The organism is Lelliottia sp. GFLA7, assembly GCF_056490165.1.
Map to the genome: position 1 here is coordinate 20,007 of NZ_JBWLAQ010000012.1, position 19,921 is coordinate 39,927.

General features: G+C 56.0%; 18 protein-coding genes. 6 read left to right on the plus strand and 12 right to left on the minus strand.

Annotated elements, in window-relative coordinates; genetic code table 11:
• Nucleotides 1-6 precede the first annotated feature (6 nt).
• The 5 genes from AC07RN_RS19825 to fdnG form a co-directional block, all read right to left on the minus strand.
• Nucleotides 7-921: an alpha/beta hydrolase gene (locus tag AC07RN_RS19825; protein WP_478337122.1), complete on the minus strand. Its 915-nt coding sequence runs from the start codon at nt 919-921 to the stop codon at nt 7-9.
• Nucleotides 922-1,348: 427 nt separating this feature from the next.
• Complete coding sequence (fdhE, locus tag AC07RN_RS19830; RefSeq protein ID WP_015961047.1) at nt 1,349-2,278, minus strand: formate dehydrogenase accessory protein FdhE; 930 nt, start codon at nt 2,276-2,278, stop codon at nt 1,349-1,351.
• Nucleotides 2,275-2,910, minus strand: coding sequence for a formate dehydrogenase cytochrome b556 subunit (fdoI, locus tag AC07RN_RS19835; RefSeq protein WP_015961046.1), 636 nt, complete (start codon nt 2,908-2,910; stop codon nt 2,275-2,277). The genes fdhE and fdoI overlap by 4 nt, the downstream gene beginning before the upstream one ends.
• The gene (gene fdxH / locus AC07RN_RS19840) at nt 2,907-3,830 is read right to left on the minus strand and encodes a formate dehydrogenase subunit beta (RefSeq protein ID WP_478337123.1); all 924 of its coding nucleotides are present in this window, start codon (nt 3,828-3,830) and stop codon (nt 2,907-2,909) included. Before fdxH ends, fdoI begins: the two co-directional genes overlap by 4 nt.
• A gap of 12 nt (nt 3,831-3,842) precedes the next feature.
• Entirely contained in the window at nt 3,843-6,893 is a 3,051-nt protein-coding gene (gene fdnG / locus AC07RN_RS19845) for a formate dehydrogenase-N subunit alpha (protein WP_150099591.1), read from the minus strand.
• 434 nt (nt 6,894-7,327) lie between these two features.
• Between fdnG and fdhD the strand changes: the two genes are divergently transcribed.
• Both fdhD and AC07RN_RS19855 read left to right on the plus strand, forming a co-directional pair.
• Nucleotides 7,328-8,164 (plus strand): formate dehydrogenase accessory sulfurtransferase FdhD, encoded by an 837-nt coding sequence (gene fdhD, locus AC07RN_RS19850; protein WP_478337124.1) that lies wholly within the window; start codon nt 7,328-7,330, stop codon nt 8,162-8,164.
• A 114-nt stretch (nt 8,165-8,278) separates the two neighbouring features.
• Nucleotides 8,279-8,491 carry a YdgH/BhsA/McbA family protein gene (locus AC07RN_RS19855; RefSeq protein ID WP_015961041.1) on the plus strand — a complete coding sequence of 71 codons (213 nt, stop codon included), beginning with the start codon at nt 8,279-8,281 and terminating at the stop codon, nt 8,489-8,491.
• A gap of 39 nt (nt 8,492-8,530) precedes the next feature.
• Here the strand turns inward: AC07RN_RS19855 and AC07RN_RS19860 are convergent, their stop codons facing one another.
• Nucleotides 8,531-8,854 (minus strand): AzlD domain-containing protein, encoded by a 324-nt coding sequence (locus AC07RN_RS19860; RefSeq protein ID WP_478337125.1) that lies wholly within the window; start codon nt 8,852-8,854, stop codon nt 8,531-8,533.
• Nucleotides 8,854-9,513 carry an AzlC family ABC transporter permease gene (locus AC07RN_RS19865; RefSeq protein WP_015961039.1) on the minus strand — a complete coding sequence of 220 codons (660 nt, stop codon included), beginning with the start codon at nt 9,511-9,513 and terminating at the stop codon, nt 8,854-8,856. The genes AC07RN_RS19860 and AC07RN_RS19865 overlap by 1 nt, the downstream gene beginning before the upstream one ends.
• Nucleotides 9,514-9,614: 101 nt before the next feature.
• On the opposite strand from AC07RN_RS19865, the gene AC07RN_RS19870 reads away from it, so the two are divergent.
• From AC07RN_RS19870 to AC07RN_RS19885, 4 genes are all read left to right on the plus strand, one after another.
• Entirely contained in the window at nt 9,615-10,163 is a 549-nt protein-coding gene (locus AC07RN_RS19870; protein WP_133632607.1) for a helix-turn-helix domain-containing protein, read from the plus strand.
• A 20-nt stretch (nt 10,164-10,183) separates the two neighbouring features.
• Entirely contained in the window at nt 10,184-11,179 is a 996-nt protein-coding gene (locus AC07RN_RS19875; RefSeq protein ID WP_407438734.1) for a LacI family DNA-binding transcriptional regulator, read from the plus strand.
• Nucleotides 11,180-11,281: 102 nt separating this feature from the next.
• Complete coding sequence (locus tag AC07RN_RS19880) at nt 11,282-13,405, plus strand: alpha-galactosidase (protein WP_478337126.1); 2,124 nt, start codon at nt 11,282-11,284, stop codon at nt 13,403-13,405.
• 44 nt (nt 13,406-13,449) lie between these two features.
• On the plus strand, nt 13,450-14,715 hold the full coding sequence (locus AC07RN_RS19885; RefSeq protein WP_015961035.1) for an MFS transporter: 1,266 nt from the start codon (nt 13,450-13,452) through the stop codon (nt 14,713-14,715).
• A 41-nt stretch (nt 14,716-14,756) separates the two neighbouring features.
• Here AC07RN_RS19885 and rhaM read toward each other — a convergent pair whose 3' ends face one another.
• The 5 genes from rhaM to AC07RN_RS19910 form a co-directional block, all read right to left on the minus strand.
• Nucleotides 14,757-15,071 (minus strand): L-rhamnose mutarotase, encoded by a 315-nt coding sequence (gene rhaM, locus AC07RN_RS19890; protein ID WP_015961034.1) that lies wholly within the window; start codon nt 15,069-15,071, stop codon nt 14,757-14,759.
• Entirely contained in the window at nt 15,068-16,216 is a 1,149-nt protein-coding gene (gene fucO, locus AC07RN_RS19895; protein WP_478337127.1) for a lactaldehyde reductase, read from the minus strand. The genes rhaM and fucO overlap by 4 nt, the downstream gene beginning before the upstream one ends.
• Before the next feature lie 131 nt (nt 16,217-16,347).
• Nucleotides 16,348-17,352, minus strand: coding sequence for an ABC transporter permease (locus AC07RN_RS19900; protein WP_478337128.1), 1,005 nt, complete (start codon nt 17,350-17,352; stop codon nt 16,348-16,350).
• Nucleotides 17,349-18,353 (minus strand): ABC transporter permease, encoded by a 1,005-nt coding sequence (locus AC07RN_RS19905; RefSeq protein ID WP_478337129.1) that lies wholly within the window; start codon nt 18,351-18,353, stop codon nt 17,349-17,351. Before AC07RN_RS19905 ends, AC07RN_RS19900 begins: the two co-directional genes overlap by 4 nt.
• Complete coding sequence (locus tag AC07RN_RS19910) at nt 18,353-19,855, minus strand: sugar ABC transporter ATP-binding protein (protein ID WP_478337130.1); 1,503 nt, start codon at nt 19,853-19,855, stop codon at nt 18,353-18,355. The genes AC07RN_RS19905 and AC07RN_RS19910 overlap by 1 nt, the downstream gene beginning before the upstream one ends.
• Nucleotides 19,856-19,921: the final 66 nt, after the last annotated feature.

A 19,921-nucleotide genomic window follows, 5' to 3' on the forward strand; every position in this document is an offset into this window, starting at 1 on the left:
GGTGCATTACCGGGCTGTCCCAACTCGCCATGCGATATCTTTCATAACATCGCGTGCAGACTGGCTTATGCCGCCCAGTTGAAAGAATCCGTGAATCACGCCCTGCCACCGCTGAGCAGTGCACACCACGCTTTGCTCTGTCAGGCGCTCATAGAGAGCCTCGCCCTCATCGCACAGTGGATCAAACTCAGCCGTAATAATATGTACAGGCGGTAGACCGCTAAAATCATCGCGCCATATCGGACTGGCTTCTGGATGTTGGCGTTCACCATTCGGCAGATACATTTCATAGCCGCTCTGCAGCGTATCGCGGGTGATGACATAATCCACGCCATTGCGGGTATAACTCTCACACAGTGCCGTGGCATCAAGCATAGGATAAATAAGAATAAGTTGCGCGGGTTGCCATGTTTCTGCAGCTTTAAGCCGCAATGACGTCACCAACGCCAGATGGCCTCCAGCACTGTCTCCGCAAAGTGTGAGACGCTGTTTATCCGCACCAAACAATTCGGCGTATTGCCAGACCAGATTAGCGCCTTTCTCCGCGTCGTCATGCGCAGCGGGGAAGACATGTTCGGGGGCCAGCCTGTACTGAACCGCAATGACCCGACAGTGACTGTAAAACGCCAGTTGGCGGAGCTGATTATCATGGGTATCAAAACCCCCGCTGATAAAACAGCCACCGTGGTAGTAGATTACCGCGGGTAGAGTTTCTGATGCATTGAGTGGTGAAAATACGCGGAAAGTTATGCCTTCCAAATCGAACGTTTCCACTTTTACCCGTGTCTCCGTTTTTCCGGATAGCACTCTGCTGGCAACGTATCCTGCTCGCCGATCATCAATATTCTGGTTTCGAGACGAAGGTCGCCCGGCTGCAATGAAATCCTGAACCAGCTTATCAATACCCTTTTCCAGTGCCATGAATTTGTCCTTTTTACTGTGCGGATATACAGTCTTATAGCGCGATTTTTTACAGATGAAAATAGAGGATTTAGGTAGGGATTAGATAATGGAAAGCGACTCGCAGAATCGAAGACCGCTGTTCTAAATCTGGATAGAAGTCATTGTGGGGGCGCGTAAACACGGTCACAAAGTTAAAAGTGCGGCAGTGATGGACGCTTTTGAAATTATTGATGTGTCGCGAGAGATTGCTGGAAGAAGCGTGTCGCTCCGAGAGATACATGGGATGAACTTCCCGATGCCATCATTTTGGTTACTACCCAGAGCAGAAATTGCGCGTTAATTTCACGAAATACCAAAGGCTTTACTGGGATTGCAGGCGTGGTTTCACCCGATAAACTTTAGTGCCGAGCAACGTATGCCGCCCGGCACTCACTAAAGTAGGAAATTACTCCCCTTCACCCGGGAACAGGAACGGGTTGATAGAGCTACGGGCAAAGCCCTCTTGCTCCATGTGCGCGTCCAGTACCAGCGTGGCGAGATCGTCTGCGACGGCCTCGACTTTCGGGTCTTTTTCCTGATAAAGAATCTTCAGGTACGTCCCGCAATCACCGCAACTTTCGGCTTTTACGGCAGCGTTTTCGTTTTCCAGCGACCAGTAGTTCAGATCGCGGGTCTGCTCGCAGTTGCTGCATTTAATGCGCACCACATGCCACTCGGTTTCACACAGGTTGCAGTGCAAATAGCGCAAGCCTTGCGTCGTACCGATTTGCACCATGCTGGTGACGGGCATTGAGCCACAGACTGGGCAGAACTGGCGGGCTTCACCGTACTCAGCGCGCGCTTTGCCCGGAATCAGGCTGGCCATTTGCGCCCAGTAGAGCGACAGCGCAGCCCAAATAAACGGTGCTTTATCACTGCTAACTAACGCAAAATCGGCAGCAAACAGCGCGCTCGCCATCTCTTCCAGTTCAAGCGCAGAGGCTTTTTCCAGATTCTCGATAACCGCCAGTGCCGGACCGCTCATCTCTGGCTTCAGCTCAGCAATCAGTGATTGCAGCAGCGTGTGCCAGTGCTTATCGCGCGGCAAAACGTGGATATCTAGCGGCGGCTTGCCCTGATCGTTCGCTTCTTTGATGCGCGCGGTCAGGTCGATTTGCAGCGGGTGGTCATACAGCACCACTTCCTGCGCATGGGCGATAAGCGCAGCGAAGCGCAAGAAATCGCCAAGCGGATTGTTCTCTGCCAACTCGCGCAGACGCTCTGCGCGGCGGTTGTAGAGGTTCTTGAGTCTGGGGAATAACAACGGCGGAATGTAATCCGCCGTGCGTTTCTCGCTCGAACCCAGCTCATCTTGCGGGATTATGCGAATGCTCATTCAGATGACTTTTCCTGTTTCCGGCGGACTTCACGGTACCAGCGCGGGTGATGTTTCTTCGCCCATGCGCTGGTAACCCATCCTTCCACCATCGCGGTAATGGTGCCTTTGACCCAAAGGGCCGCGTAAATATGCACCATGATAACCACAATTAACGCGACTGCGGCAAATGAATGCAGCATCAGCGCAAATCGGATCACCGGGATTGAGAAAGCAGGCGCAAAATACGGACGCCAGATGATCACACCGCTCACCAGCAGCAGAACCAGGAAAATAATCGCCGCCCAGAATACGCATTTCTGGCCGAAGTTATAACGCCCGGTGTCACCCACTTCCTCGTTGACGATGATCTTACGAATATTCTTCGCCCAAAAGATATCATCCCGATTGATTAGGTTATGGTGCCAGTAACGGAAAAACATGATGATGAACGACGCAAACATAATCACGCCCACAAACGGGTGCAGAATTCGCGCCAGCTGCGGGGTGCCCAAGATTTGCATCAGCCAGTTGAACGACGGGAAGAAAAATCCCAGTCCGCTTATCGCCGCCAGCATGAAGCAGAAAGCGGTGACCCAGTGGTTGATACGTTCCGGCGCGGTGTAGCGCACGATGGTGTCACGTTTCCTCATTTGCGCTCCTCCTCACGATCGTCACGAGGCGTGTCTTTTTCCTCATGAAGATTGTCTTCTTCATCATCCGCACGGTTAGGACCGACGCCGACGTAGTGGAAGATACTGGCGGCAAACGTCGCTGCAAAGCCAACGGCGGCCAGCGGTTTCCAGATACCTTTCCAGAACTTCACGGTCGCGCTGATCTCCGGGTTCTCCGGCAGGCCGTGATACAGATTCGGCTTGTCGGCATGGTGCAGCACATACATCACGTGCGTCCCGCCAACACCCGCCGGATCGTACAGACCTGCGTTGTCATAACCACGGGTTTTCAGCTCGGACACGCGCTCGCCCGCTAGCGTTTTCATATCCTCTTTGGAGCCAAAGTGGATGGCCCCAGTCGGACAGGTTTTCACGCAGGCCGGCTCCTGGCCGACATTCACGCGGTCAACGCACAGCGTACATTTGTAGACGCGGTTGTCTTCCGGGTTCATGCGCGGTACGTCGAACGGACAGCCCGCGATGCAATAGCCGCAGCCAATACACTGTTCGGACTGAAAATCGACGATGCCGTTGGCATACTGAATGATAGCCCCTTCAGCCGGACACGCCTTCAGGCAGCCCGGATCGGCGCAGTGCATACAGCCGTCTTTGCGGATCAGCCATTCCAGTTTGTCGTTCTGCTCCACTTCCGAAAAACGCATCACCGTCCAGGATTTCGCGGTCAAATCGGCGGGGTTATCGTACACCCCGACGTTATGTCCCACTTCATCACGGATATCGTTCCACTCGGAACACGCCACCTGACAGGCCTTACAGCCGATACAGGTGGTGACGTCGATAAGCTTCGCCACTTCCTGCTGGTGGTCCCGCGCATGAGGCGCGGGCGTGAAACCGTTAGTCGCGGAACGACGAATAATGTCTTGCGATTGATAAGCCATAAGTCGTCTTCCTTACACCTTTTCCACGTTCACGAGGAAAGCCTTAAACTCCGGCGTCTGCGTGTTCGCATCGCCGACGAACGGTGTCAGGGTGTTGGCGATAAAGCCTTTCTTCGCCACGCCTTCGTAACCCCAGTGAATCGGGATGCCGATGGTATCCACCTCTTGCCCGTGTACCTGCAACGTGCGAATACGTTTAGTCACCACCGCCTTGGCTTTGATATAGCCACGGTTAGACGAAACTTTCACCGTGTCGCCGTGGGCGATGCCGAGCTTATTCGCCAGCTTCTCACCGATCTCTACAAACTGTTCCGGCTGTGCGATGGCGTTAAGCAGCGCATGCTTGGTCCAGTAGTGGAAGTGCTCGGTCAGGCGGTAAGTGGTGCCGACATACGGGAATTTATCTTTTTTACCCAGCGCTTCCAGATCGCCTTTAAAGATACGGGCGGCCGGGTTAGAGATAACGTTCGGGTGCAGCGGGTTAGTGCCCAGCGGCGTCTCAAACGGCTCGTAGTGTTCCGGGAACGGCCCTTCCGCCATCTTATCGATAGCAAACAGGCGGCCCATCCCTTCAGGCTGCATGATAAACGGCCCCACGTTGCTGCCCGGTGCGGCGGCGCTGTAGTCCGGAATATCGACGCCACCCCATTTCGCGCCGTCCCATTTCAGGAGCTGGCGTTTCGGGTCCCACGGATTGCCCTGCGGATCGGCGGATGCGCGGTTATACAGAATGCGGCGGTTCAGCGGCCACGCCCACGCCCAGCCCAGCGTATTGCCAAGACCCGATGGATCGGCGTTATCGCGGTTAGCCATCTGATTGCCTTTCGGCGTCCAGCTACCGGCGAAGATCCAGCAGCCGCTGGAGGTTGAGCCGTCATCGCGAAGATGCGCAAAGGTGCTCAGCTGTTCGCCTTTCTTCGCCAGCACGGTGCCGGTGGCCGGATCGATAATATCCGCCAATGCTTTGCCGTTGCTCTCCATCGCCACTTCTTCTGGCGCTGGATTTTCAGGCGTCGAATAGTTCCAGGTCATGTTCAGAACCGGTTCCGGATTCGCGCCGCCTTCGGTCGCATACATTTTACGCAGCCGCATGAAGATACCGGCCAGGATCTCGCCGTCGTTCATGGCGATGCCTGGGGCGTCTGCACCTTTCCAGTGCCACTGCAGCCAGCGGCCAGAGTTGACGATAGAACCGTTCTCTTCGGCGAAGCAGGTCGATGGTAAACGGAACACTTCGGTCTGAATCTTCGACGGATCGACGTCGTTTGATTCACCGTGGTTCTGCCAGAACGTCGCGGTCTCGGTATTGAGCGGGTCAATGGTGACCAGGAATTTCAGTTTCGACAGTGACTCCACTACCTTGTTTTTGTTCGGGAACGAGGCGACCGGGTTAAAGCCCTGGCACAGATAGCCGTTCACTTTGCCCTGGTGCATCATCTCGAAGTACTGCAGCACGTCGTACCCTTTGTCCCACTTCGGCAACCAATCAAAGCCCCAGCTGTTCTCTGCCGTCGCTTTGTCGCCGTAGAAGGCCTTCATCATTGAGACGAAGAATTTCGGGTAGTTGCCCCAGTAGTTGACCTGGCCTTCCAGCAGCGGTTTCGGCGTGTTGGCAGTCAGATAGGTCTGCAGGTCGGTCTGCTTCTCGCTTGGCAGCGTCATATAGCCCGTCAGGCTTTGTGACAGCAGACCAAGGTCGGTGAGCCCCTGAATATTGGAGTGACCGCGCAGGGCATTCACGCCGCCGCCTGCCATGCCCATATTGCCGAGCAGCAGCTGAATCATCGCCATGGTGCGGATGTTCTGTGCCCCGACGGAGTGCTGCGTCCAGCCGAGCGCATACAGGAACGACGCCGTTTTGTCTTTGGCGCTGGTTTCTGCAATGTATTCACAGACTTTCAGGAAATCCGCTTTTGGCGTGCCGCAGATGTTTTCGACCACATCTGGCGTGTAACGGGAAACGTGCTCTTTGAGCAGGTTCCATACACAGCGCGGATGAGTCAGCGTGGTGTCGCGTTTCGCAAAGCCGTTCTCGTCCAGCTCGTAGTTCCAGCTGGTTTTGTCGTACTTGCGTTTTTCGGCGTCGTAACCGCTGAACAAGCCATCTTCAAAGCCATAATCCTCACGCACGATCAGGCTGGCGTTGGTGTAGGCTTCGGCGTATTCACGGTTATATTTTTCGTTGGTGAGCAGGTACAGCAAAACGCCTGACAGGAAAGTAATGTCAGTACCTGATCGAATAGGGGTATAGAAATCCGCCACTGACGCTGTGCGCGTGAAGCGGGGATCGATCACAATCAGTTTCGCGCCATTATGGATTTTGGCTTCCATCGCCCAGCGGAATCCCACCGGATGCGCTTCTGCCGCATTCCCACCCATCACGACGATGAGGTTGGCGTTTTTGATGTCGACCCAGTGGTTGGTCATCGCACCGCGACCAAATGTTGGAGCAAGACTTGCTACCGTTGGTCCGTGTCAGACACGCGCCTGGTTGTCGACCGCGAGCATACCGAGTGCGCGCGTGAATTTCTGCGTTAAATAGCCGGTTTCGTTGCTGGACGCCGAGGCACAGAGCATCCCGGTGGAGAGCCAGCGGTTGACCGTTACACCGTCCGCGTTCTGCGGCATAAAGTTGGCGTCGCGATCTTCTTTCATCAGCTTCGCGATGCGATCAAATGCGTCGTCCCAGGTGATTTGCTGCCACTTGTCAGAGCCAGGTGCGCGATATTCGGGGAATTTGAGGCGGCTTTCTGAGTGGATGAAATCCACCAGACCTGCGCCTTTCGGGCACAACGCGCCACGGTTGACCGGATGATCCGGGTCACCTTCGATATGGAAAATAGATGCTTTAGCGTTTTTCGCGCCGTCGCCGAGGCTATACATTAACAGCCCACAACCGACAGAGCAGTAAGTGCAGGTATTACGGGTTTCACGGGTGCGCAGCAGTTTGTACTGCCGTGTTTCCGCGAGCGCGACGCCTGGGGCAAAGCCCAGTGCGGCTACCGTCGTGCCTGCCATACCGCCAGCGCAGATCTTAAAGAACTGCCTTCTGCTGACCTGCATGGGTCACTCCTTGTTTCGACATTGCCACCCTTCATTCCTCGGACAGCGGGCGTTTAACCCGTTAGGCGAGTTATTTAGGGGCATTATTGTTTTACTTTATGGATGAGAAATAACCACAAAGGTGAAAAATTGATTTATTCCCCCATTTGCACGAGGGATATGTTGAGAATACCACAATGTCGGTAAGCCTGTTCCCGCCGTGTTAAAACAAAGTGAGCGTATTATCACCGTGATGATTATAAAACGTGATATCAATCACGTTTTGCTTAGGGGATGTTACGACTATGTATCGGTGTCAACGTTGTGCCTCTCCAGAAGGAGTAGGTAAACTTGAAGGGTATGGGAGCCGAAAAGTTGATCCATACTATGCGCGTGGCCTGCGGTTTATGATGCAATAGCAGGTCTCACCTACGTGGTTGCTCAGGAATACCGTTGTGTCAAAACAGAATCGTGATACCCAAACGTCTCCACTGCCTGCGGGTGTGGTGGAACATTCGGTACACAGACCCCCTCACATTACCCATTCCGTCCCCGATTTTCTGGCGGAGGAGGTGCCCGTTGCGCTGGTTTACAACGGTATTTCCCATGTCGTGATGATGGCCTCACCCAAAGATCTCGAGCTGTTCGCCATCGGCTTTTCGCTCTCTGAAGGCATTATCGAGCAGCCTCAGGAAATCTACGGCATGGACGTTGTTAACGTCTGCAACGGCCTGGAAGTGCAAATCGAGCTGTCCAGCCGCCGCTTTATGGGACTCAAAGAACGTCGCCGCGCGCTGGCCGGACGCACGGGCTGTGGCGTTTGCGGTGTCGAGCAACTCAACGATATCGGCAAGCCGATTATCCCGCTGCCGTTTACCCAGACGTTCAATCTCCGCCAGCTCGATCATGCCCTGAACCATCTCAACGACGTGCAGCCCATCGGTCAACTGAGTGGCTGTACGCATGCCGCCGCCTGGGTTTTACCGTCGGGTGTAATTGCAGGCGGACACGAAGATGTGGGACGTCACGTCGCGCTGGATAAGCTGCTGGGCCGCCGCGCGGGAGAAAGCGACGCGTGGCAGCAGGGCGCTGCGTTGGTGTCCAGCCGGGCAAGCTATGAGATGGTGCAGAAAGCCGCGATGTGTGGCGTAGAAATTTTGTTCGCGGTCTCAGCAGCGACGACGCTGGCGGTCGAGGTGGCGCAGCGCTGCAATCTGACGCTGGTGGGATTTTGTAAGCCGGGGCGCGTCACGATTTATACCCATCCGCAGCGCCTGATTATTAATCAGTAAATTTGAATAACCTGAGCAAATCCTTCCGCTTTCAGTTGTCGGTGATGAGGTCTATTATTTATCATATCAAGGCAAAACGCCTTATCTAAACAACTAACGAACAGGATTTAAACCATGAAAAACATCAAAACTTTTGTTGCAGTAATCGCACTGGCGACTTCTTTCGGCTCATTTGCTGCTCAGTCAGTGACCGCAACCGCAACCACCATCGACGGTGCAGAAGCGAAAATTGCGGCTCAGGCACAAGAAGCGGGCGCGTCATCGTATAAAATTACTCAGGCATTCACTGGTAACCAGGTTCACATGACCGCTGAACTGACTAAATAAGCGAATCACCTGTCGAAAGAGCGCCCCTGGGGCGCTTTTTTAGTTTATGCCCGCCACGCGCAATAGCGCGGTGACCACCGCCGCCGCAAAAATCACCACGATCAACGGCATTTTCCGCCACGCCAAAAACACCGCAAACGCCACACCGGTCACCCGCGCCATTCCAGCAAAATGTTCGCTTTCGTAAAACGTGGTCGCCAGCGCCACGGAAAATAACAGCACCGTTGCGGCATCGGAAAGCAGCGCCTGAGAACGCTCAGAGAGCGCTAAACGGTTGCCCAGCTTCGCGCCGCCAAGGCGCATCAGGTACGTTCCCGCCGATAAAATGGCGATGCCGAGGATGAAAATCGTCATATTGCCCATTATTTCTTCCTCGCAGCAAGGCCCAGTAACGAGAGCAACACCGGCAAACCGACAGGCGCAAACGGCACCGCCGCCAGCGACAGCGCCGCACCGCTACAGGCGCGGATAAGCGTGGTGCGGTTCTTAAACGCAGGCACCACTAAAGCCAATAGAATGGCCGGGAACACGGCGTCCAGACCGATGGTCTCCGGCGCAGGCAATAATTTCCCAACCCCTGCGCCCAGCAACGTGCCGAGCGGCCAGATGATGGCGACGCCCAAACCGCACAGCCAGTAGGCTGCTTTGCGCTGCTCCGGCGTTTTTTGCGACAGGCCAAACACCACGCTTTCGTCGTTCATGATGTGGCAGCCCAAAAAGCTCGCGCCGCGTTTGCCGACCAGTTCACGCACCGTCACGCCAAACGGAACATGACGCGCATTGACCAGCAAACCCGCTGCGGCGGCGGCCAGCGGATTTCCGCCGCTGGCGACAATGCCGATAAACATAAATTCCGACGCGCCCGCCAGCACGGTGAGCGAAAGGACAAACGGCACCCAAATCGGGAAACCATACGCCATCGCCAGCGAACCATAAGACACCCCCACGACGCCCACGGCCAGGCACACCAGGACGATCGCTTTTATCGTGTCGCCTTTCAGGCAGGAGAAATAATGCTTCATACAATTTTAGCCATATCGAACGAGTTTCCATTATAATGAACGCATCAATGTCGTTTTACAAGATGAACGATTCGTTCGATTTATAGAACAGAGGCCCTTTTATGACGCAGCCAATTAGCGTTATCGCCAAAAGTCTGGTGCGAGAGCGTACGCGGACCGGGCTTTCACTGGCGGAAATCGCGCGTCGTGCCGGGATCGCCAAATCCACGCTTTCCCAGTTAGAGTCCGGCAACGGCAATCCGAGCCTGGAAACATTATGGTCGCTGTGCGTCGCGCTCGGCATTCCGTTTGCTCGTTTACTGGAGCCGCAGCAGCCCACCACGCAAGTGATTCGTCGTGGTGAAGGGACCAAAGTGACCGCCGAACATGCCCATTATCAGGCGATTTTGCTGGCCGCATGCCCGCCGGGTGCTCGTCGCGATGTGTATATGCTGATGGCTCAGCCGGGCGCGGACAGAATTTCGCAGCCACATCCGCCGGGATCGGTGGAACATATCATTGTGACGCAGGGCCGGGCGTTGGTTGGCCTGACGGAAGCCCCAGAAGAGCTGGGCGAAGGGGACTATATTTGTTATCCCGCTGACCAGCCGCATATCTTTAAAGCCCTTGAGCAAGATACCTATGCGCTTATGGTGGCGGAACAAAACTAAACAGCAGGACACGGAAAATCATGTCGCTTAAAGCCATTGCCAAAGAACTGGGACTGTCGGTTACCACCGTCAGCCGCGCCCTCAACGGATATGATGACGTTTCCAGCGAGACGCGCGCGCGCGTTGAAGCCGAAGCGCAGCGCCGTGGCTATCGCCCCAACACCTTTGCCCGCCGCCTGAAGATGGGCAAAATCGACGCCGTTGGGCTGGTATTTCCGGTGCATCCGGTTCCGCTCAATAACAGCGTTTTTATGGACATGGTCGGCGAAATTAGCCATGAACTGGCGCGACATGAGATCGACTTGCTGCTGATCGCTGACGACGACTTGGCCGACAAACACAGCTATATGCGTATGGTGCAAAGCCGCCGCGTGGATGCGCTGATTGTGGCGCATACGCTCGATCACGATCCGCGTCTTGAGCAGCTTCAGGCGGCGGGATTCCCTTTCCTGGCGTTAGGGCGTAGCCAGTTGCCGCAGCCTTACGCCTGGTTTGATTTTGACAACTACGCCGGAACGTATAACGCCACCCGCTGGCTGATTGCGAAAGGTCATCAGCGCATTGCGCTGCTCGGTGAAAGCAATAATCAGGCGTTCATCACCCAGCGTCGTCAGGGATATCTTGATGCACTGCGTGAAGCCGGACTGTCCAGCGAATGGCTGCGCGCGATGCCGCCTTCTCGTCGCGCGGGTTACAACACCACGCAAGCGCTGCTGGCGCTGACAGAACCGCCGACCGCCATCATCACCGACTGCAACACCCACGGTGACGGGGCCGCTATGGCGCTGGCGCAAGCCGGGCGTTTACACGGCGAGCACGCGGTGGCGCTGATCGTGTACGACGGGCTACCGCAGGACAGCATTGTCGAGACCGACGTGGCGGCGGTGATCCAATCCACCCGGCAGGGCGTGGGTAAACAAATTGCTGACATGGTGCGCCAGCTTATCGGCGGCGATGACCTCGCTCAACTTCAGGTGCTGTGGCAACCTGAATTCTCGCCAGGCGAAACCGCCTAAACTCGTTAAAATTGTAAACCGATCACAAATCCGAAACGTTTGGGTTGGCATCCGAAACGTTTCGGATCAACACTCAGGACATCTGATGACAGGAGATGTCCGATGCACGATTTCATTTTACGACTCGAAAGCGATACGGTTGACGTGGTGATAAAAACGCACCCATTCGCCGAAATTCTTTACTGGGGGCCGCATCTTCGCCACTTTTCCCCGCAAGATGTGCAAAGCCTTTCCCGCCCCATTGCGAACGGTCGACTGGATGTTGATATCCCGCTGACACTGATGGCTGAGCTGGGCCACGGATTGTTTGGCGCGCCCGGTATTGAAGGCCATCGTCAGGGACTCGACGGTTCACCGATATTCAAAACGGTTGCTGTAACGCAGGAAGGACAACGTCTGTCGATTACCGCCGAAGATGACACTGCAGGTTTACGTCTCACCAGTGAAATCACCCTCGATGACAGCGGCGTGCTGGTGGTGCGTCATGGCCTGACGAATTTACGCGCGCAGCCTTGGCAGGTCGATAGGCTCGCCGTCACGCTGCCAATCGCCGAACGCGCGCAGGAAGTGATGGCCTTTCATGGCCGCTGGATCCGCGAGTTTCAACCGCACCGCGTTACGCTTGAGCACGACAGCTTTGTGATCGAAAGCCGTCGCGGGCGCTCTTCCCACGAACACTTCCCGGCGCTGATGACCGGCACGCCATCGTTCAACGAAATGCACGGCGACGTGTGGGGCGTACATTTAGGCTGGAGCGGCAACCACCGCCTGCGCGCCGAAGCCAAAACGGACGGACGTCGTTATGTTCAGGCTGAAGCGCTCTATCTGCCGGGCGAAATGGCGGTGGAGGAGGGCGAAACGCTGTGGACGCCACGCCTCTACGCCAGCTATTCCGCTCACGGGCTGAACGGTATGAGCCAGCAGTTCCACCGCTATCTGCGTGAAAATATTATTCGCTTCCCGGAAAACAAATCGCGTCCGGTGCATCTCAATACCTGGGAAGGGATCTACTTCGACCACGATCCGCAATACATCATGCGAATGGCGGACGAAGCCGCCGGGCTAGGCGTGGAGCGTTTTATCATCGACGACGGCTGGTTTAAGGGGCGCAATAACGACCATGGCGCGCTGGGCGACTGGTATCTCGATGAGAAAAAATATCCTGACGGCTTAACGCCGGTGATTCATCACGTCAAAAATCTCGGCATGGAGTTTGGGATTTGGGTCGAACCCGAGATGATCAGCCCTGATTCCGATTTGTACCGCGCCCATCCCGACTGGGTGCTCGCCCTGCCGGGCTACACGCAGGCCACTGGACGCCATCAGTGGGTGCTCAATCTGAACATTCCTGAAGCCTTTGATTATTTACTCGAACGCCTGAGCTGGCTGCTTGGTGAACACGCGATTGATTACGTGAAGTGGGACATGAACCGCGAGCTGGTGCAGCCCGGCCATAACGGTAAAGCCGCTGCCGACGCGCAAACCCGCCAGTTCTACCGTCTGTTAGATCTGCTGGGCGAACGCTTCCCGCAGGTTGAATTTGAATCCTGCTCGTCGGGTGGTGGGCGCATTGATTACGAAGTGCTGACCCGCTGCCACCGTTTTTGGGCGTCGGACAACAATGACGCGCTGGAACGCAACACCATCCAGCGCGGCATGAGCTATTTCTTTCCGCCGGAAGTGATGGGCGCGCATATCGGTCATCATAAATGCCATGCCACTTTCCGCCAGCACAGTATCGCCTTCCGGGGCCTTACTGCGCTGTTTGGTCATATGGGACTGGAACTTGATCCGCTGAGCGTCGACGAGCACGAGCGAGACGGTTATCGGCACTATGCCGCGCTGCACAAGCAGTGGCGCGAGGTGATTCATCACGGCACGCAGTGGCGCGTGGATATGCCGGATGCCAGCACGCTGGCGAACGGTATAGTGAGTGCCGACAAAGGGCAGGGGTTGTTTATTGTCAGCCAGTTAGCGATGCCAGATTACACGCTAATGATGCCGCTGCGCATGCCGGGCCTTGAGGCGAGCGCGCAGTACCGCATCACGCTGCTCGAACATCCGAATATCCGTCTGACGGGCGAGGGCGGGCACACCATGCGCAAACTCCCCGCGTGGATGGAAGCACCGCAAACGGTGAGCGGTGAATGGTTGATGCAGGCAGGCATTGCGCTGCCGATTCTGGATCCGGAAACCGCCATTCTGATTGGCGTTGAACGCGTGTAAAGGTGACGGGCCGGATAGCCGGCCCTCAGTTGAGGATAAAAATAATGAACACGACTGCCTGTACCCACAAAAACAACCCTAATTTCTGGATTTTCGGGGCGTTCTTCTTTCTCTACTTCTTTATCATGGCCACCTGTTTTCCGTTCCTGCCGATCTGGCTGTCGGACGTCATCGGCTTGAACAAAACCCATACCGGGATTGTTTTCTCCTGTATTTCGCTTTCTGCGATCGCCTTCCAGCCTGTGCTGGGCGTGATTTCTGACAAACTGGGGCTGAAAAAACATCTGCTGTGGATAATCGCGGTGCTGCTGTTTTTATTCGCGCCGTTCTTCCTGTATGTCTTCGCGCCGCTTTTAAAAACCAGTATCTGGCTTGGGGCGCTGAGCGGCGGGCTGTATATCGGCTTTGTCTTCTCGGCGGGGTCTGGTGCCATTGAGGCCTACATCGAACGCGTCAGCCGCAACAGTTTCTTCGAATATGGCAAAGCGCGCATGTTCGGTTGTCTGGGCTGGGGGCTGTGCGCCTCAACGGGTGGCGTGCTGTTCAGCATCGATCCGTCGCTGGTGTTCTGGATGGGGTCCGGTGCGGCGCTGCTGCTTATGCTGTTGTTAGTGGTTGCCAAACCTAAGCCAAACCAGACGGCTGAAGTAATGAACGCGCTCGGTGCCAACCAGCCGCAAATCACCGCTAAAACCGTCATTAGCCTGTTCCGCCAGCGCAGAATGTGGATGTTTATTTTGTATGTGATTGGCGTGGCGTGCGTCTATGACGTGTTCGATCAGCAGTTTGCCACATTCTTTAAATCATTCTTCGCCACGCCAGAAGAAGGCACGCGTGCCTTTGGATTTGCGACGACGGCAGGGGAAATTTGTAACGCGATTATCATGTTCTGCTCGCCGTGGATCATTAACCGCATTGGCGCTAAAAATACGTTGCTGATTGCCGGGCTGATCATGGCGACGCGCATTATCGGCTCATCGTTCGCCACCACGGTGGTGGAAGTGATCGCCTTGAAAATGCTGCATGCGCTGGAAGTGCCGTTCCTGCTGGTGGGCGCGTTCAAATACATTACCGGCGTGTTTGATACCCGATTGTCTGCGACGATCTATCTGATAGGTTTCAATTTTGCCAAACAGTCGGCGGCGATTTTCCTGTCCGCCTTTGCCGGAAATATGTATGACCGGATCGGCTTCCAGGATACCTACCTGATGCTGGGCTGTATTGTACTGACGGTGACGGTGATATCGGCGTTTACGCTGAGTAGCAAACAGCAAATTGCGGCCAGAGGGAACACGGTGCAGGCCAGTTAAAACCAGGACGCTGCCGCAGTTCATGCGGCAGCGCAAAACGCTTAATCCAGGTAAAACACCTCTTTCAGTTCTGCACTCACCGGGCTGTTGTCCGGATTTGAGGGCATCACATCACGCATGTGTTTCCACCAGCGCTGGCAAACGTCAGTATGTGCCACTGCGTTCCAGCGCTCTTCCGATTCAATCTCGACAGTCGCAAACAGTAGATTACGGGCTTTATCCAGATAAATGGCGTAATGGTGCGCGCCGTGGTCTTTCAACACCGATTCAAGTTCTGGCCAGATCGGCGTGTGGCGGCGTTCATATTCATCGTGTGAATCTGGGTTCACCTGCATCACAAAAGCTTTGCGGATCATAATGCCTCCAGATACAGCTCGCGAACCTCGTCGCGGCTGGCGGTACGCGGGTTGCACGGTGCGCACGGGTCGGCGAGCGCTTTGTCCAGCCAGCCTTCGATATCCGCTTTGGTGACGCCAAGCTGGCTGAATCCTGATGGAATGCCGACGCGCGTGCTGAGATCGCGGATCGCCTGAATCGCTGACTGGCTTGCGGTTTCGTCGCTCATTCCACGCGTCTCGATGCCCATCGCCTGGGCCACGCGAGCAAAACGTGCGACCGCATTGGGCCGGTTAAAGTTTTCGATGATCGGCAGGAGAATAGCGTTGCACACGCCGTGCGGCAGGTTGTGCGTCGCGCCTGGCTGATGCGCCAGAGCGTGCACCAGACCCAGACCGGCGCTGTTAAACGCCATGCCCGCCAGATACTGCCCAAAAGCCATCTGCTCACGGGCGTGCAGGTTATGCCCGTCATCAACCGCTTTCGGCAGCCACAGCGCGATCAGGCGAATAGCTTCCAGCGCGTTGGCGTCGGTCAGCGGGTGCGCGCCGACAGACACATAGGCTTCGATGGCGTGCGTCAGCGCATCCATGCCCGTTGCGGCAGTGACGGACGCGGGAATATCGAGCATCACGCTGGCGTCATCGACGGCGATATCCGGGATAATATTGGAATCAATAATGACTTCTTTCACCTGGCGCGCGGTATCGATAATCACCGCGTTGCTGGTCATCTCCGCCGCCGTGCCCGCAGTGGTATTGATCGCCACCAGCGGCACGCCCGCGTTTTTGACTTTCCCGACGCCAGAATAAGCGGTGGACGGGCCAGGATTCGCCGTCAGGATTTTAATCGCTTTTGCGGTATCAATCGGGCTACCGCCGCCGAAAGCGATCAGATAATCACAGTCCGCATCCTGATATGCGGCGAACCCTTTCTGCACCAGCGCTTCGGTTGGGTTCGGGAACACGTCGTCGAACAGATGATACGACATCTGATGGACGTCCAGCGCGGTGAACAGGCTGTCGAGCAGCCCCATTTTCACCAACTGCCCGTCGGTAACAATCAGTGCTTTTCCCCACTGTTTGTTTGCCACCAGATTGACCATATCGCCGATTGCGCCCGCGCCGTGCAGGCTGATTTTGGGAAGCGCCAACATAAAGCTCATGATAATTCTCCTTAACATTGATTTTGGGAAATCCTGTTCCCCTCGCCCAACCTTCTCCGCAGAGGGGAGAAGGGACTGCTCGGTGCGGCTTTTCACCCTCTCCCTACGGGAGAGGGGTAGGGTGAGGGGACTCAAATCCGTCTGCGTTGCATAATCCGGCGGGTGATAATCGGCAGGGAGATCACCACAATCAGCATCGCGCCGATGATCACCGACATCACAATGCCAGGCACATTCAGCAAGCTCAGGCCAAAGGTCACCAGCCCCATCAGGAAGGCGGCGATAATCACGCCCACCATGCTGCCGGACCCGCCGAGAATATTGACGCCGCCGAGCACCGCCATCGTCACCACTGCCAATTCCCAGCCCATCGCAATCGTCGGGCGCGTGCTGCCTAAACGCGAGGTGAGCAATACCGACGCCAGCCCGGACATCAGCCCCACCAGCGCAAACAGCAGTAAGTTGTGACGTTTCACGTTGATGCCGGAATACCAGGCCCCGGTCGGATTGTTGCCGATGGCGTAGGTGCGTCGGCCAAAGTTGGTGCGATGCAACACGAAGGCAAACACCACGGCCAGCACGATAAACAGCGCGAAATCGAATGACAGCGCGCCCCACACGTAGCCTTGACCTAGCCAGGCGAAACTTTCGGGATAGCTGTTCAGCGCCTGATCGCCGAGCAAAATGTAGGTAATGCCGCGATACAGGCTCATGGTGCCGATGGTGATGACAATCGACGACAGATTAAAGCGGGTCACCAGCAGGCCGTTGAACAATCCGCACAGCAGCCCGACGCCTAATCCCACACAGACCAGCAGCGGCGTATCCACGCCCGCCGCCGCGCAAAAGCCCATCACCGTGGAACTCAGCGCGATAGTGGACGCCACTGACAGATCGATCTCTCGGGCGATAATCAGCATCGCCATCGGAAGCACGATGATCGCCTTTTCGGTGAAGTTAAACGTCGCGTCCGACAGATTCCAGATATCAAGAAAATAGGGCGAGGCGAAAGCATTGACCACAAACACCGCCAGGGTCACGGCCAGCAAAAATCCTTCCCAGCACAGCAGACGCTGGAAAATTCCCGTTGGCGCAGGCGTATTGTTCATCTCTTCCGACGTTATTATTTTGCTCATGATTTCACCGCCTGTTTCTGACGTGCCAGCGCGGCATCGCGCAAGATCAGCCGTCCTTTGCGTTTATTGCCGCGCTCGTTGAGCAGCACCGCAATCACAATCACCGTGCCGGAAATCGCCATTTGCCAGAACGGCGAAACGCCAATCACCGGCAGCGCGTTATTGATAACGCCGAGGAACAGCGCGCCGAACAGGCAGCCCAGGACACGTCCGGTGCCGCCCATGGTGCTGATGCCACCAATTACGCACGCCGCCACGACTTGCAGCTCAAACCCGTTTGCCACGTCGACGTACGCCACCGCGAAGCGCGAGATCCACAGATAGCCGCAGAATCCGGCCAGCGCGCCCGACAGGCAGAAGCTGACGAACTGCATTTTTCCGGCGTTAATCCCGGTGTAATACGCCGCCGTCGCGTTGCCGCCCGCGGTGTAAAGGGCGCGTCCGGTGCGGCTGTAGCGCAGGAAATAGCCCACCAACAGCAGCGCGGCAACCGCACACCAGCTCAGCACAGGCAAACCTAAAATCGCTGTGCGCGGCAGGGCGAGAAAATCCGTGCCCATCTGGTTGGAGTTCACCCAGCCGCCGCCGGAGAGCAAAAAGATAATTCCGCGGTAAATGCTCATGGTGCCGAGCGTCACCACAATCGCCGGGATGCCGAGCTTCCACACCAGCAGGCCGTTGATCGCGCCCATCAGCAACCCAAGCCCAGTGGCCAGAATCAGCAGCGCCCAGACGGGAACATCCGGATAATGGAAATTAATCAGCGCGACAATCATCCCGGTCAGCGCCAGGTTTGCCGCCATCGACAGGTCGATGCCTTTGGTCAGTAAAACCATCATCTGGCCGAGCGCGAGAATGATCAGAATGGAGGTGTCGTTAAACATCTCCACCAGATTGCCCGGCGCGATAAATGACGGCACGCGGCTGCCGATGGCGAGAATCAGCAGCACGATTACGGCGCCGAGCAGCGCCTCACGGTGCTTCAGCAGTTGCTTGATCATTACGCAGCCTCCTGTTTTGCACCGCTGGCCGCGCTGACGATGGTTTCCGCCGTCGCACCACCTGCGCTGTATTCCGCCACCATCAGCCCCTCGTGCATCACGATGATGCGGTCAGCCATGCCCATCACTTCCGGCAGTTCTGACGACACCATAATCACCGCCAGCCCCTGTCCAACCAGTTCTGACATAAACTGATGAACGGCCGCTTTTGAGCCGATATCGATGCCTTTTGTCGGCTCATCGAGGATAATCACGTCAGGATGCGTCGCCAGCCATTTGCCGATAACCACTTTTTGCTGATTGCCGCCAGAGAGCGTTTCGACCGGCTGTTTCCAGCTAAAAGCCTTCACCTGCAGACGCGTAGCGTATTCGTCCGCCAGCGCCCATTCGCGGCGGTCATTCAACACGCCGTTGGGGTTGAGCTTGCCGAGCTGCGGCAGACTGATGTTTTGCGCAATCGGCAGGGCAATAATCGCCCCCTGTTTTTGCCGCTCTTCCGGTACGCAGACAATCCCCGCTTTGATGGCATCGGACGGCTGGCGGAACTGTTGCGCTTTGCCGTTCAGCACGATTTCCCCGGAAGACGGGCGCGTGACGCCGGACAACGCCTGCATCAGCTCGGTACGTCCTGCACCGACCAGGCCGTAAAAGCCAAGGATTTCGCCTTTGCGCAGTGAAAACGAAATGTGCGCGAATTCAGTTGGATGGCAGAGATCGTTGACCTCCAGTACCGTCTCGCCTTTTTCGCATTCCACTTTTGGGAAAGTTTGGGTGATAGCGCGACCCACCATCATCGAGACCATACGTTCTTCGGTGATCTCATTCATCGCGCCCGCGCCGACAAACACGCCGTCGCGCAAAATGGTGTAGTGATCCGCCAGTTCGAAAATCTCGTCGAATTTGTGCGAGATAAACAGAATGGCTTTGCCTTCCTGCTTTAAGCGCTCAACGATGTGATAGAACTCGAGAATTTCATGCTGAGACAGCGCGGCTGTGGGTTCGTCGAGGATCACCACCTGCGCCTCAAACGACAGCGCACGGGCAATAGCCACCATATGACGCTGGGCAATGCTCAGGGTTTTGAGCGTGGCGCGCGGGTCAATCTGTACCTCGAGACGCGACAAAATCTCCTGCGCGCGACGGTGCATTTCCGGCCAGTCGAGCTTTTTGAAAAAGCCTTTGTGCAGATACTGACCGACGAAAATATTTTCGGTCACCGACAGTTCATCGAACAGCACGGTTTCCTGATGAATGGCGGTGATCCCGACTTTGTGCGCCGATTCCGGCGTCGGGAGCTGAATGGGGATCGCTTTGTAGAGGATTTCGCCCTCTTCAGGCTGATAAATGCCGGTCATCACTTTGACCAGCGTCGATTTGCCCGCGCCATTTTCACCGATAAGGGCGGTGACTTTGCCGGGCCAAAGCTCAAGCTGCACGTTCTCAAGGGCGCGCACACCGGGGAAAACCTTGGTGATGCCCTTAAGTTGAAGCAATGGGGTCATGATAGTTCTCCGTAGTATCCGCCTCCCCTCTGAAGAGGGTTAGGGGGCGTGCGGTCTGATGCCCTC

Bases quoted from the DNA above. Each gene is read 5' to 3' on its own strand.
- AC07RN_RS19825 (WP_478337122.1), bottom strand. From the start codon at position 921: ATGGCACTGGAAAAGGGTATTGATAAGCTGGTTCAGGATTTCATTGCA.
- fdhE (WP_015961047.1), bottom strand. From the start codon at position 2,278: ATGAGCATTCGCATAATCCCGCAAGATGAGCTGGGTTCGAGCGAGAAA.
- fdoI (WP_015961046.1), bottom strand. From the start codon at position 2,910: ATGAGGAAACGTGACACCATCGTGCGCTACACCGCGCCGGAACGTATC.
- fdxH (WP_478337123.1), bottom strand. From the start codon at position 3,830: ATGGCTTATCAATCGCAAGACATTATTCGTCGTTCCGCGACTAACGGT.
- AC07RN_RS19855 (WP_015961041.1), top strand. From the start codon at position 8,279: ATGAAAAACATCAAAACTTTTGTTGCAGTAATCGCACTGGCGACTTCT.
- AC07RN_RS19860 (WP_478337125.1), bottom strand. From the start codon at position 8,854: ATGGGCAATATGACGATTTTCATCCTCGGCATCGCCATTTTATCGGCG.
- AC07RN_RS19865 (WP_015961039.1), bottom strand. From the start codon at position 9,513: ATGAAGCATTATTTCTCCTGCCTGAAAGGCGACACGATAAAAGCGATC.
- AC07RN_RS19870 (WP_133632607.1), top strand. From the start codon at position 9,615: ATGACGCAGCCAATTAGCGTTATCGCCAAAAGTCTGGTGCGAGAGCGT.
- AC07RN_RS19875 (WP_407438734.1), top strand. From the start codon at position 10,184: ATGTCGCTTAAAGCCATTGCCAAAGAACTGGGACTGTCGGTTACCACC.
- AC07RN_RS19880 (WP_478337126.1), top strand. From the start codon at position 11,282: ATGCACGATTTCATTTTACGACTCGAAAGCGATACGGTTGACGTGGTG.
- AC07RN_RS19885 (WP_015961035.1), top strand. From the start codon at position 13,450: ATGAACACGACTGCCTGTACCCACAAAAACAACCCTAATTTCTGGATT.
- rhaM (WP_015961034.1), bottom strand. From the start codon at position 15,071: ATGATCCGCAAAGCTTTTGTGATGCAGGTGAACCCAGATTCACACGAT.
- fucO (WP_478337127.1), bottom strand. From the start codon at position 16,216: ATGAGCTTTATGTTGGCGCTTCCCAAAATCAGCCTGCACGGCGCGGGC.
- AC07RN_RS19900 (WP_478337128.1), bottom strand. From the start codon at position 17,352: ATGAGCAAAATAATAACGTCGGAAGAGATGAACAATACGCCTGCGCCA.
- AC07RN_RS19905 (WP_478337129.1), bottom strand. From the start codon at position 18,353: ATGATCAAGCAACTGCTGAAGCACCGTGAGGCGCTGCTCGGCGCCGTA.
- AC07RN_RS19910 (WP_478337130.1), bottom strand. From the start codon at position 19,855: ATGACCCCATTGCTTCAACTTAAGGGCATCACCAAGGTTTTCCCCGGT.